The organism is Moraxella sp. FZLJ2109 (assembly GCF_024296965.1).
Taxonomy (GTDB): domain Bacteria; phylum Pseudomonadota; class Gammaproteobacteria; order Pseudomonadales; family Moraxellaceae; genus Moraxella.
Genome location: NZ_CP101112.1, coordinates 1,609,495 through 1,622,571 on the forward strand (window position 1 = coordinate 1,609,495; position 13,077 = coordinate 1,622,571).

Sequence of the window (13,077 nt, forward strand, 5' to 3'; positions counted from 1 at the left end):
AACAATAAAATCGATAAAAGATAACCTGTCTATCTTACGGCAAAAAACGCCATTTATGCAACTAAATTTCCGCAATTTTTACACAATTTGTCAGGCTTTTGTGGTATTTTAATCTTAAACGATTGATTAGGTGAATACTGATGCAAATTCCCCAAAATAAACAAACAGGCAATGCACTCGCCTATGTGCTACTCATCTTAGTGATGGTGGCGATTTTGGCGATGGCAGGGTTTTGGCTTGTCAATAAATCAGATAACTATGTCAGTACCATCACCAAAGACGGTATCATCACCGAAATCCAGACGCTATCACGACTACAGACGGTGGCTTATAGCGTGGATACCATCGTGACGGCGGACAAGGCAGGCACTTGGCAAAATCTGTGGCAGGATAAACAAAAAGGCTTATTCATCATCAAAGGGCGAGTGCTGGCTGGCGTGGATCTTGGCGGTCTTAGTGCTGAAATGGTACAAATTAGCCAAACCAAAAACGAGCAAGGCGAAACCATCGACCGGGTGCATATCACGCTACCGCCATCACAGGTGTTTGAAGTGTTTTTGGATGATATCGAAGTCTATGACTGGCAGACGGGGCTATTTGGTACGGTGGCAGGTGATCCTAAGTTATTCGCCCAAGTGCAAGCAGATGCCAAAGCCGAAGTGCTTACCAAAGCTTGCCAAGGCGATGTGCTAAACCTTGCGATGACGAGTGCTGCTGAGCAAATCAAAAGTCTGTTTATGCTGACAGGTAGCGTGGTCGAAGTCAGCACCCAAGGCACAGGGGCGTGCAAGCTTGCAACCAAGACAAAATAAGCCATAACAAACCAAACTCATGCCAAATTGATTGGCTGATTTGGCATTTTTTTAATGTATTTATAAAACAAAGCTAAGCAACATCATGAAAAAACTTAAATATTGCGGATTGACCCGCCGTGAAGACATCCAGCAAGCAGTGGCAGTTGGCGTTGATGCCATCGGCTTGGTCTTTTATCCGCCAAGTCCAAGAGCAGTCAGTATCGAGCAGGCAAAACAGCTTGCCCAAGCAGTACCTGCCTTTACCAGTCTTGTGGCACTCGTGGTGAATATCAGTGATGATGAGCTGATGGCGATTGCCAAGGGTGTGGCGGTTGATGTCATTCAGTTTCATGGCGATGAGTCGCCTGATGAGTGTCAGCGTCAAGCTAGCCTTGTCAATAAACGCTGGATTAAGGCGCTGCGTATCGATGCCACACGCCACACGCCGATGAGTATCTTGGCACTCATCCGTGAGTATCAGATGGTAGGGGCGAGCTCGATTTTGCTGGATGCTTATCATGCGGATAAATTTGGTGGTACGGGTGACCGATTTGATTGGTCGCTAATTCCTACCGATTCGCCTTTGCCGATTATTCTAGCAGGGGGATTGACGCCTGATAATGTCGCGATGACAGCGGATTTACCTGTGTATGCTTTGGATGTCAGCGGTGGTATTGAGTCTGCCAAGGGCATCAAGGATGCGGATAAGATGGCAGAATTTGCTAAGAATGCCAATGGCATATCCGCCAATAAAAATGCGTCAAAAAATTGCTAAAAGCACATTTTATCGGTACAATGAAGGTTGGTTTGTTAAATTAATTTTATCCAAATAAAAAGGAATAGATCATGAACATCATCGTCACAGGGGCGACGGCAGGATTTGGCGAACAAATCGCCCGTGATTTTGTATCAGCAGGACATACCGTCTATGGCACTGGCAGACGCATGGATAAGCTAGACGCCTTGCGTGCTGAGCTTGGTGAGCGATTTGTGCCACTATGCTTTGATGTGTCAGATGCTAAAGCGGTGCAGGCAAGCTTATCAGCGATTGATTTGGCGAGCATTGATGTATTGGTGAATAATGCAGGTCTTGCTTTGGGGCTTGAGCCTGCTCATCGAGCGGATTTGGGTGATTGGCAGACGATGATTGATGTCAATATCAAGGGACTGGTGACAGTGACGCAGATTGTGCTACCGTTTATGGTGGCAAATAATGCCGGTACAGTGATTAATATTGGCTCAACGGCGGGCAATCATCCGTATTTTGGTGCCAATGTTTATGGTGCAAGTAAGGCATTTGTCAAGCAGTTTAGCAATAATCTGCGTGCTGATTTGATTGGCACCCGTGTGCGGGTGACCAACATCGAACCAGGAATGTGCGGTGGTACAGAGTTTAGCAATGTCCGCTTTAAGGGCGATGATGATAAAGCGGCAGCTGTCTATACAGGTGTGGAATTTTTGACCGCCAAAGATATTAGCAATACTGTACAATGGGTGGTCTCTCAGCCATGGCATGTGAATATCAACTCGATTGAGATGATGCCGATAGCACAGACTTATGCAGGCTTGGCAGTGGCTCGAGATATTTAATTTTCTTTTAATGATAAGGCAAATGTAATGACAGATGTAGTGAATTATAATAACTATCCTGATGCTGATGGGCATTTTGGTGTGCATGGTGGCCGTTTTGTGTCTGAGACCTTGATGAAAGCTTTGGAAGAGCTGGAAGTCTTGTATCATCAAGCCAAAGCCAATCCTGAATTTTGGGCGCAGTTTATGGCGGATTTGACCGATTATGTGGGTCGTCCGACACCGCTGTATCATGCTCGCCGTCTGTCGGATGAGATTGGTGGGGCGCAGATTTATTTTAAGCGTGAAGATTTGAACCACACAGGCGCGCACAAAGTAAATAACACCATCGGTCAAGCGCTACTTGCCAAAATGAGTGGCAAAAAACGCATCATCGCCGAGACTGGTGCAGGTCAGCATGGTGTGGCGACGGCGACGATTGCGGCACGATTGGGGCTTGAATGTATCGTCTATATGGGTGCTGATGATGTCGAACGCCAAAAGATGAATGTCTATCGGATGCGTCTTTTGGGTGCAACAGTCGTGCCTGTGATCAGTGGCTCTCGCACGCTCAAAGATGCGATGAATGAAGCGATGCGTGACTGGGTCGCCAATGTCGATAGCACCTATTATATCATCGGTACAGTAGCAGGGCCGCATCCGTATCCGCTACTGGTGCGTGATTTTCAGGCGATCATCGGCCGTGAAGCTCGCGTCCAACATCTAGAAAAAACAGGAAAACTGCCTGATGCGCTCGTGGCGTGCGTCGGTGGTGGTAGTAATGCCATTGGTCTGTTTTATGATTTCTTAAATGATACTGAAGTGGCGATGTATGGTGTTGAAGCCAATGGCCTAGGTATCGATACACCGCATCATGCTGCACCGCTACAAGCAGGCCGCATCGGTGTACTGCATGGCAATCGTACCTATCTGATGTGTGATGACGAAGGGCAAATCCTAGGTACGCACTCGATCTCAGCAGGGCTGGATTATCCAGGTGTCGGCCCTGAGCATAGTTTTTTAAAGGATATGAACCGTGTGAACTATGTTGGTGCAACCGATGAAGAAGCCCTGCACGCATTTCGTGAAGTCACCCGCAAAGAAGGTATCATCCCAGCGCTCGAAAGCTCGCACGCAGTGGCATACGGCATGAAGCTGGCTGCAACGATGCGTCCTGATCAGTCCATCATCGTCAATATGTCAGGCCGTGGCGATAAAGATCTGCACACAGTGATGAAAGTAGATGGGATTAATGTGGATTGATCGGCTTTACGATTAATATAGTTTGGATAACATAGATTAGATTGGAATAATAATGAAAACCCGTATCGAAACAACCTTTGAGAATCTCAAAGCCCAAAATAAAAAAGCCCTAATTCCCTATATCATGGCAGGTGATCCACACCCTCTGGTGACGGTGGATTTGATGCACAAGCTTGTAGCACATGGGGCGGATATTATCGAAGTTGGTTTGCCATTTAGCGATCCGATGGCAGATGGTCCTGTGATTGCTCACGCGGCTGAGCGCGCCTTGGCAGCAGGCACAAGCACCCGTGATGCCATCGAGATGGTGCGAGAATTTCGCAAGACCAACACCACCACACCTGTGCTTGTGATGGGCTATCTAAACCCTGTTGAAATCATTGGCTATGATGCCTTTAGCGATCTATGTGCTGATGCTGGTGTGGATGCGATTTTGATGGTGGATCTGCCACCAAAAGAAGCAGGCGATTTTCCAAAGAAACTCACCGCACGCACTGATAATCCAATGAATCAAATTTTCCTGCTGTCACCGACCACCGAAGCGGCTCGCCGTGCCAAAGTGATCGAGGACTGTAGCGGATTTATCTATTATGTCTCGCTAAAAGGCGTCACAGGCTCAGCAAGTCTGGATGTGGCAGCGGTCTCTGAACAAGTCCAAAAAATCAAAGCCGAAACTGACATCCCTGTGTGTGTCGGCTTTGGTATTCGTGATGGCGCATCTGCCAAGGCGTTGGGTGCGGTGGCGGATGGGGTGATTGTCGGCAGTGAGCTTGTTAAAAACTTTGCCAAAATCGATGCATCCGATGAGCAAGCAGTTGCCGCCGCCATTGATCAGCTACTTGCCAAGATGGATGAGCTAAAATCGGCACTGGCAGAAGTGTAATCGATTTATTCAGCTTGTCTGAGCTATCAAAAGATGGCTGATTGTGTGATTTTTGCAAATTTACCCAAAAATTTACCATCTTTTGCAAAATCACTTTGCCAAAATCGATTTACAAGTGTAAACTATATGACAATCATTGGGTACGCCCAATTTGACACTATAGTAAAAAGGAAAATCACATGAGCCAAAGCGAAACTGCCACCGAGCCAACCATCTGGCTAAAGCGCGCTGTCCCTGGTATCAAACAAACCACTGTACCGACTTTGACAGCGGTAGAGACTGAGCCATCGACTGAGTGCCCTGAGTGCCATTCTCTGACCACTAATACAGCACTGATTTTGAATCAATATGTCTGCCCTGAGTGCGATCATCATCTGACCATGACGGCTCGTAAGCGTTTGGAGTGGTTCTTTGATAGTGTGGATGCTGAGCTGGGTCAAGAGTTCACTGCAGGCAACCCGCTAAACTTCGTCGATTCCAAGCCTTATCCTGAGCGTATGAAAGAAGCGCAGACCAAGACAGGTGAGTCTGAGGGCTTAGTGGTGATGGCAGGTAAGCTTAAGAATCTGGATGTCATTGCTTGTGCGTTTGATTTTCGCTTTATGGGCGGTTCGATGGGCTCAGTGGTGGGTGATCGATTTGTCCAAGCTGCCGAAAAAGCCTTGGCAGAGCGTAAGCCACTGGTCTGTTTTGCTGCATCAGGTGGTGCGCGTATGCAAGAGGGCTTATTATCGCTCATGCAGATGGCTCGCACCAGTGCTGCGATTGAGCGTCTAAGATTGGCTGGCGTGCCTTATGTGGTAATCCTAACCAATCCAGTCTATGGTGGGGTGACAGCAAGTCTTGCCATGCTTGGTGATGTACATATCGCTGAGCCTAAGGCGATGATTGGCTTTGCAGGTAAGCGAGTAATCGAACAGACGGTGCGTGAAGTGCTTGATGAGCCGTTCCAGCGTGCTGAATTTTTGCTCGAAAAAGGCACGGTGGACATGGTGGTGCACCGTCATCAGCTGATTGATACCACGCATCGCATTTTGGCAAAATTATCCAAAGCCGCTGCATAAGCTTAGTAATACAGCACCCAAGACCGATGGTTTTGGGTGTTTTGTTGTGTTTGGGCGAGGATAAGTTTACAATATGCCAAAATTTTTGGAAAAATTCACATGAGCGCAAAAAATCTTAGCCAATGGCTCACCTATATGGGCAGTATCCATGTATCCGCCATCGATATGGGGCTTGAGCGGGTATTGCCAGTTGCCAAGCGATTGGGTGTGTTAAAGGCAGATTTAAAAAAGAAACCAACGATCTTTACTGTCGCAGGTACCAACGGCAAAGGCTCAACCACAGCGACCATCGCTGCTATCTGCCAAAGTGCGGGGCTAAAGACTGCATTGTATCAATCACCGCATTTGGTATCATTCACCGAGCGAGTGCGGATTGATGGCATCGAGGCGAGTGATGAGGCGTTGATTTTGGCATTTGAAGCGGTGGAGTCGGCTCGTCTGGCTGAGGGCTTGTCATTGTCGTTTTTTGAGATGACAACTTTGGCGGCGTTTTGGCTGTTCAAGCAGGCGGACTGTGATGTGTGGGTGCTTGAGATTGGGCTAGGCGGACGATTGGATGTGGTCAATATCATCGATCCTGATGTGGCGGTGATTACCAATATTGGCATTGATCATGTGGATTGGCTGGGTGATGATATCGAAAAAATCGGTGCCGAAAAAGCCGGTATTATCCGTGAGGGTATTCCTGTGATTTTGGGCAGTGATAGCTTGCCAAATAGTGTGTATGAAGCAGCTGCCACGCATCATGCCAAGGTATATCAGCTTGGCAAAGATTATGCCTATCTTGCCAAAGATGATGGCTGGATTTGGTCATCGGCAAGTCTAACGGCAAACCTACCCTTGCCAAAATTATCCCTGCAAAATGCCGTCAATGCCGTGGCAGCGGTGCAGGCAAGTGGCTTATCTATCGAGATGAATGCGATAAAAGCAGGGCTAGAATCTGTACAATTGGCAGGGCGATTCGACCGTAGGGTGATTAATGATCGCCAGTGGATTTTTGATGTTGCCCACAATGAAGATGGCATTAAGTTTTTATTAAAACAGCTGACGATCGCGTGGCAGAGGCATCTTGTTAAGCACCCTGATGCCAAGCTGTATTTCTTATTCTCGATGCTTGGGGATAAGGATGTATCGGCAGTGCTCAAGCACATCCATCTAGCGATGGTTGGTGACGCATTGCCATCTGCAAGTTGGCATACGGCAGCCATCAGCCATGAGCGAGCGATGGATATTGATACGCTGACAGGCATCATGCAGGCGTGTGTGCCTGATATTGACATGGTGGTGTATGAGAATCTAGATAAGGCGACTTTTGGGGCAATTGACGCCAGCCACCCGCAAGATCTGATTGTAGCGTTTGGCTCATTTCATACGATTGGCGAAGCGTTGATCGCGCTTTTGGGTAAGCCGTATTGATGGGTGAATTAAGATATACCGAATAATATAGGGTGATTTGTAAAAGATTGTAGTGATTTAGCATCACTGTGTATTTTCACGCACGCTTGGCATTGACAATTGGGCGTAAAAGGTTTATTTTAATGGGTTATTTCGATGGCGAAAAATTCGTCAATGGCAGCTTTTGTGGAGTAGCGAATGATTTCAAAACAGGTGTTATTGGGCTTATCTTTGGTGCTTGGCGGCAGCGTGGTTTTTTATGCTTTGGCAAATAATGACCAGCAGGCGAGCAGTCAAGAAAACAGCGCACAAACCGCCAAAACTGAAGTTGCCAAGCCTGTGGTGCAGCCACTCACCGCTGATGTCGCTACCGAAGAAAAGCTACTTGCCCAAAAGCAAAAAGAGCGTGAAGCACACGCCTTGCAATTGCAAAAGCACACCGAACAGCTGCTGGCTGAACAAGAGCTTGCGCGCAAAAATGCCATCGATAAAGCCAATGCCGAGATCAATGGCACAACCACACAAGTGGCGGTAAGCGGCACATCAGCATCTCAAAGTGAGCTGATTGCTGTGCCCGCAGTACAGACGCGCCCAGAAGCCATCGAAGCAGCACGCCAAGCTGAAGAAGCCAAAAAAGCTGCCGAAGAAGCTAAGAAAGCTGAAGAGGCTGCCAAAAAAGCTGCCCAAAATAAACCTGATACTACCACCGATACCAAAAAAGCTGCTGACGCCAAAAAAGCCAAAGAGCTAAAAAAAGCAGAAGAAGAGAAAAAAGCTCAAGCCAAGCGCGCTGAAGATGCTAAAAAAGCTGAAGCCAAGAAAGCAGAGCAAGCCAAAACCGCTGCCAAAGGCGGTCAGTACCAAGTGCAAGCAGGCGAGACGCTATTGGGTATCGCCAACCGCCATGGCGTGTCTGTGCAAGCATTGGCAGCTGCCAATAATATGGGTCAAGGCGATATGCTGCGCGAAGGTCGCAAGCTGACCATTCCTGCAGGTGGTAAAACACCAAAGCAAACCCAAAGTTCAAACACGAATAAAGCCGATACTAAGTCTGAGAAAAAAGACGATAAAAAAGCCGATATCAAGAAAGCAGACACTAAGAAAACCGACGCCAAATCCGCATCAAAAAACACACAAAACCCTGAAATGTCTGGACGCTACACGGTGCAAGTCGCCATCAGTCCTGACAAGGCAAAAGTGGATGCAGTGGTCAAGCAGTACAAGGCGGCTGGCTATAAAGTCACCACGACCAATACCACTAAAGGTGTGCGTGTCGTCGTCGGCAACGAAAAGACTGCCGAAGGTGCTAAGGCATTGCGTAATAAGATTAACGGCGATAGCCGTGTTAATTCAAATGGTGCATTTATCCATCAAGTACAATAATACTAAGTTTATTTGCAAAAGCACGGTGGTTTGCCGTGCTTTTTTGTTATTTTTGAGAGTGAGTTATGAGTAATTGGCAAATTGGATTAGCGGTACTAGCGGTACTGGCTGTCTTATGGCTGTGTCACCCAAAAGTTAAGAAAATTAAAGGCGACGATATGCCTGTATGGCCATTTGAGCCGATGCCTTTGATGACTGACAGTGAAGTATTATTTTATAAAAAATTATCAGCAGCATTGCCGGAATTTCATCTGTTTGGGCAAGTGCAGCTATCACGCATGATTGAGCCGATCGAAGAAGTGGCAGATGAGCGGCAGTTTTGGTTCAATCGTGTCTGTCGCCAAAGTGTGGATTTTGTGCTTGTCGATGAAGATTTGCAAACGGTGCTTGCCGCTATTGAGCTTGACGATTGGACACATGAGAGTAAAACGCGCCAAAAGCAAGATGCCAAAAAAGACAAGGCGCTTGCCAGTGCAGGCATTCCTATCATTCGCTTTCATGCCGAAAAAATGCCATCGTCACAGATGATTCGCCAAGAAGTGCTTGAGGTCTTACGTGCGTATCGCTAGGTGTATGATGACTGTATGGTCTGATTTTTGACTTGGCTGTGAAGGCGTGGCTTGGCATACTAAGTGATCAATGAGATAATAATTGTCAATAAAAAAATTGGTAAATTGACAATTTAGCTTAAAGGAATATGCAATGACGGCTTATCAAACCATCACAACATCCATCACTCAAGATGTCATGACCATCACGCTCAATCGCCCCGAGAAGAAAAACGCCCTAAGTTTTGTGATGATGGATGAGCTGATTCATCTTGCCAAAACGCTAAAAAGGAATAAATCGCTCAAAGCAGTGGTGATTACTGGCAGTGGGACGGATTTTTGTTCTGGGCTAGATTTGGCGGATTTGAACAACTCCAAGAATCTGCTCAAGGCATCGTATCAGCTGATTAAGCCTACACCAAGCAAATTTCAACAGGTGTGTTTGATTTGGCAAAGTCTGCCGATGCCTGTGATTGCCGTCATTAAGGGTGTTTGTGTTGGTGGTGGGCTACAGTTGGCACTGGGTGCGGATATGCGTATTGCACATCCTGATGCTAGGTTCTCGGTGCTTGAAGCTAAATGGGGTTTGGTGGCGGATATGGGCATCACGCATACAGCGGGCATGATTGCCAAGGATAAACTTGCCAAGCTTGCGATGACTGCTGAGATTGTCGATGCCAAGGCAGCGTTTGATGATGGGCTGGTGACCATCATCGATGATGAGCCTATGGCAAGAGCAAATCAGCTGATTGCCGATATCGGCAGTCGCTCGCCTGATGCAGTACTGGCTGCCAAGCGAATTATCAATGCACGCTCGCCCATCAATTATCTGACACTGTATCAAGAAAAACTGTGGCAAATCCGCCTAATGCTTGGACACAACCGCAAGCTTGCCATCAAAAAAGCCAAAGACAGCTCGGTAGCTTTTGTCAGACGGCAGTTTGGGTAAGTTACTGATTTACCTAAAATAAAAATTGCCCAAGTTGAATACTTGGGCAATTGTCCTTGATAGTGCTATATTTTATGCAGGCAACGGTGGTGGCAATTCGTCATCAGCAGGGGCGGTTGGTGTGGTTGTCACACCCGGTACTTCATGCTGATATTCTTTTGGCTCACGCGGCTCTTCGCCTGCCATGATTTGTAAGAATTGCTCACGATCGATGGTTTCCCACTTCATCAGTGCATCGACCATTGCGTGCATCTTGTCATGATTTTCATCAATCAGTTTGTACGCCACATCGTACTGCGTTTCTAGGATGCGGCGGATTTCGTCATCGACCTTTTGCTGAGTGGCTTCTGAGATGGTGCGAGTACTACCACCAAAATAGCCACCATGCTCTTCGGCTTCATAGACCATCACGCCCATCGCATCTGACATCCCATACCGAGTGACCATCGCACGAGCCATCTTGGTGGCGCGCTCAAAGTCATTGGATGCACCAGTTGATTTGCGATCGACAAAGATTTCTTCAGCGATACGACCACCGAATAGGATGGATAGTTCGTTGAGCATTTTATCTTTGTAGTTGCTTACCTGATCTTGCTCAGGCAGCTGCCAAGTCACACCCAAAGCCCAGCCACGCGGCATGATGGTGACCTTATGCACAGGGTCAGTACCTGGTAGCAGCTCAGCGACAAGTGCATGACCAGCTTCATGATAAGCGGTGGCACGACGCTCTTCTTCACGCAATACCATTGATTTGCGTTCAGGGCCCATGTATAGCTTGTCTTTGGCGTCTTCAAAGTCGTTCATATCGACGCTTGGCTTATTGCGACGAGCGGCAAATAGCGCAGCTTCATTCACTAAGTTGGCAAGTTGTGCACCGCTAAATCCAGGCGTACCACGAGCTAGGGCATTGACATCGACACCGATGGTAGATGGTAATTTTTTCAGATGAACATTCAAAATCTGCTCACGGCCTTTGATGTCAGGTAAGCCAACAGAGACTTGACGGTCAAAGCGACCAGGACGGAGCAAGGCTTTATCCAGTACATCGACACGGTTGGTCGCTGCGATGACGATAACGCCGTCATTACCTTCAAAGCCGTCCATCTCAACCAAAAGTTGGTTCAGCGTCTGCTCACGCTCATCATGACCGCCACCCATGCCACTGCCACGATGACGACCGACAGCATCAATCTCATCAATAAAGATAATACATGGTGCATTTTTCTTGGCTTGATCAAACATATCGCGGACACGCGATGCACCGACACCAACGAACATCTCAACAAAATCTGAGCCAGAGATGGAGAAAAATGGCACTTTAGCTTCACCAGCGATGGCTTTGGCAAGCAATGTCTTACCGGTACCTGGTGGGCCAACCATCAGTACGCCACGTGGAATGGTCGCACCAAGCTTCGTGAATTTACTTGGATCTTTTAGAAAATCGACAATCTCAGCGACTTCTTGCTTGGATTCTTCGACGCCAGCAACATCATCAAAGGTGACTTTGATTTGGTCTTCAGACAGCATTTTGGCTTTTGATTTACCAAAGCTCATCGGGTTACGACCACCCATGCCGCCACCGCCTGCACCGCCACCCATGCCACGCATGAATAGCCAAAACAGACCAACGATCAGCAGGATAGGAAATGCCGCCATGAGTAATTGCATACCCACGCCTTGACGCTCAGGGGCAGTGCCTTCGACTTCGACTTTGTGTTCACGCAGTAGTGGCATCAGCTGATCATCTGTCACATCAGGTCGAATGGTCTCAAATTCTTTGCCATCGACCTTGGTGCCAGTGATTTCTTCACCGTTAATCTTCACATCTTTGATTTTGCCTTGTGATACTTCTGTCACAAATGCCGAATAATTCATGGTGTCAGCATCAGCATTGCCATTATCCAGATTGCTAAAAATCGCAACCACGATGCCAATGATGACAAGCCATAATAAGGTATTCTTTACCATATCGTTCAAACTTTTCTCATCCCACTAAAGTATGCTTTGCATCAGCGGTTGGGTATTTGGTATCAAACCTAGTATCCAACTGCGTCGTTGATGCGAAGCGTTGTGTCTATTTTGTCCTATATGTAGATAATTGACCAGTTTTTCAAGCCAAAGACTGTCATTAGTTTATTTAATCGCCACCCAAAACATCTCTTTTGAGCGGGGGCGTGATGCAGCAGGCTTGATACTTTTGATTTTGCTAAATTGCTTTTGCATAGCGGCGCGCAATTCTTGAGAACCTTCACCTTGGAAGACTTTCATGATAAGCGCACCACCTTCGGGTAGCACCTTTAGGGCAAAATCCACCGCCAGCTCGCACAGATACATCATGCGTGGCTGATCGACTGCTGCCATGCCTGATGTGTTTGGTGCCATATCAGACAGCACCACATCGACTTTGCGACCACCGACTTCATCCATGATTTGGTTGAACACCGCTTCTTCACGAAAATCACCTTGGATAAAGGTGACATTCTCAAGCGTATCCATCGGCAAGATATCCGATGCAATCAGTACGCCGTTATCGCCGACAAGCTGACCTGCCACCTGCGACCAACTGCCTGGTGCAGAGCCAAGATCGACGACGGTCATGCCTTTTTTGATGAGATTGGTTTTTTCGTTAATCTCAAGCAGTTTATAGGCGGCACGAGCACGATAGCCTTCTTTCCATGCTTTTTGGACATAAAAATCATCCAAATGCTCTTTCATCCAACTGCGACTGGATTTGGAGAGTTTTTTGTTTTTAATGCGTGTTGCCATTGGGGGTAAATTACCTACAATTTATCAAATCAATACCAATCAATTAGTTTACCATTATTGACAGCAAATTTGGTGAAATTCTGCTATAATAGCGTAATTATTTCTCACTGCCACCTTAATATACGGCAAATTTGGAACTTTCATGAGCAAAAAAGCAAAACTTCAAGACATCAAAGCCCTGCGTGGCATCGGCCATCAGCTTAGCCCAATCGTCATCGTCGGCGCAAACGGCCTAACACCAACCCTAATCGAAGAAGTGGCGCGTGCCTTACACGACCACGAACTCATCAAAATCAAAATCCCAGCAGGCTCAGCCGATGAACGCAAAGAGTGCGCCAATGCCATCGCCGAAGCCACTGAATCAGAAGTCATCCATCATATCGGACGCATGGTGCTACTGCTACGTGCCAATCCTGAGCCAAATCCAAAGCTATCGAATCTTAGCCGTTTTGGTTTTTGATGG

The 13,077-nt window shown here is 47.2% G+C and carries 13 protein-coding genes; 11 read left to right on the forward strand and 2 right to left on the reverse strand.

What is annotated here, in order from left to right:
• Window positions 1-140: 140 nt before the first annotated feature.
• The 10 genes from NKU06_RS07810 to NKU06_RS07855 all read left to right on the forward strand — a co-directional run bounded on the left by NKU06_RS07810 (window position 141) and on the right by NKU06_RS07855 (window position 9,848).
• Window positions 141-812 (forward strand): DUF4230 domain-containing protein, encoded by a 672-nt coding sequence (locus NKU06_RS07810; RefSeq protein ID WP_254729828.1) that lies wholly within the window; start codon window positions 141-143, stop codon window positions 810-812.
• An 85-nt stretch (window positions 813-897) separates the two neighbouring features.
• A complete protein-coding gene (locus NKU06_RS07815; RefSeq protein ID WP_254729831.1) occupies window positions 898-1,569 on the forward strand; it encodes a phosphoribosylanthranilate isomerase in 672 nt (223 codons plus the stop codon).
• A gap of 71 nt (window positions 1,570-1,640) precedes the next feature.
• A complete protein-coding gene (locus NKU06_RS07820) occupies window positions 1,641-2,384 on the forward strand; it encodes an SDR family NAD(P)-dependent oxidoreductase (RefSeq protein WP_254729834.1) in 744 nt (247 codons plus the stop codon).
• Window positions 2,385-2,411: 27 nt separating this feature from the next.
• Complete coding sequence (gene trpB, locus NKU06_RS07825) at window positions 2,412-3,626, forward strand: tryptophan synthase subunit beta (protein WP_254729837.1); 1,215 nt, start codon at window positions 2,412-2,414, stop codon at window positions 3,624-3,626.
• 52 nt (window positions 3,627-3,678) lie between these two features.
• Window positions 3,679-4,509, forward strand: a complete 831-nt coding sequence (trpA, locus tag NKU06_RS07830) for a tryptophan synthase subunit alpha (protein ID WP_253223187.1) — start codon at window positions 3,679-3,681, stop codon at window positions 4,507-4,509.
• Window positions 4,510-4,688: 179 nt separating this feature from the next.
• The gene (gene accD, locus NKU06_RS07835; protein WP_078318106.1) at window positions 4,689-5,573 is read left to right on the forward strand and encodes an acetyl-CoA carboxylase, carboxyltransferase subunit beta; all 885 of its coding nucleotides are present in this window, start codon (window positions 4,689-4,691) and stop codon (window positions 5,571-5,573) included.
• A gap of 99 nt (window positions 5,574-5,672) precedes the next feature.
• Window positions 5,673-6,989 carry a bifunctional tetrahydrofolate synthase/dihydrofolate synthase gene (gene folC / locus NKU06_RS07840; RefSeq protein ID WP_254729840.1) on the forward strand — a complete coding sequence of 439 codons (1,317 nt, stop codon included), beginning with the start codon at window positions 5,673-5,675 and terminating at the stop codon, window positions 6,987-6,989.
• Window positions 6,990-7,166: 177 nt separating this feature from the next.
• Complete coding sequence (locus NKU06_RS07845) at window positions 7,167-8,351, forward strand: LysM peptidoglycan-binding domain-containing protein (protein ID WP_254729843.1); 1,185 nt, start codon at window positions 7,167-7,169, stop codon at window positions 8,349-8,351.
• 65 nt (window positions 8,352-8,416) lie between these two features.
• Window positions 8,417-8,920, forward strand: coding sequence for a DUF2726 domain-containing protein (locus tag NKU06_RS07850; RefSeq protein WP_254729846.1), 504 nt, complete (start codon window positions 8,417-8,419; stop codon window positions 8,918-8,920).
• A 133-nt stretch (window positions 8,921-9,053) separates the two neighbouring features.
• The gene (locus tag NKU06_RS07855; protein WP_253223191.1) at window positions 9,054-9,848 is read left to right on the forward strand and encodes a crotonase/enoyl-CoA hydratase family protein; all 795 of its coding nucleotides are present in this window, start codon (window positions 9,054-9,056) and stop codon (window positions 9,846-9,848) included.
• 72 nt (window positions 9,849-9,920) lie between these two features.
• On the opposite strand, the gene ftsH is transcribed toward NKU06_RS07855, so the two are convergent.
• On the reverse strand, window positions 9,921-11,816 hold the full coding sequence (gene ftsH / locus NKU06_RS07860; protein WP_254729849.1) for an ATP-dependent zinc metalloprotease FtsH: 1,896 nt from the start codon (window positions 11,814-11,816) through the stop codon (window positions 9,921-9,923).
• 165 nt (window positions 11,817-11,981) lie between these two features.
• Window positions 11,982-12,614 carry an RlmE family RNA methyltransferase gene (locus NKU06_RS07865; protein ID WP_254729852.1) on the reverse strand — a complete coding sequence of 211 codons (633 nt, stop codon included), beginning with the start codon at window positions 12,612-12,614 and terminating at the stop codon, window positions 11,982-11,984.
• 142 nt (window positions 12,615-12,756) lie between these two features.
• Between NKU06_RS07865 and NKU06_RS07870 the strand changes: the two genes are divergently transcribed.
• Window positions 12,757-13,074, forward strand: coding sequence for a YhbY family RNA-binding protein (locus tag NKU06_RS07870; protein WP_253223193.1), 318 nt, complete (start codon window positions 12,757-12,759; stop codon window positions 13,072-13,074).
• Window positions 13,075-13,077: the final 3 nt, after the last annotated feature.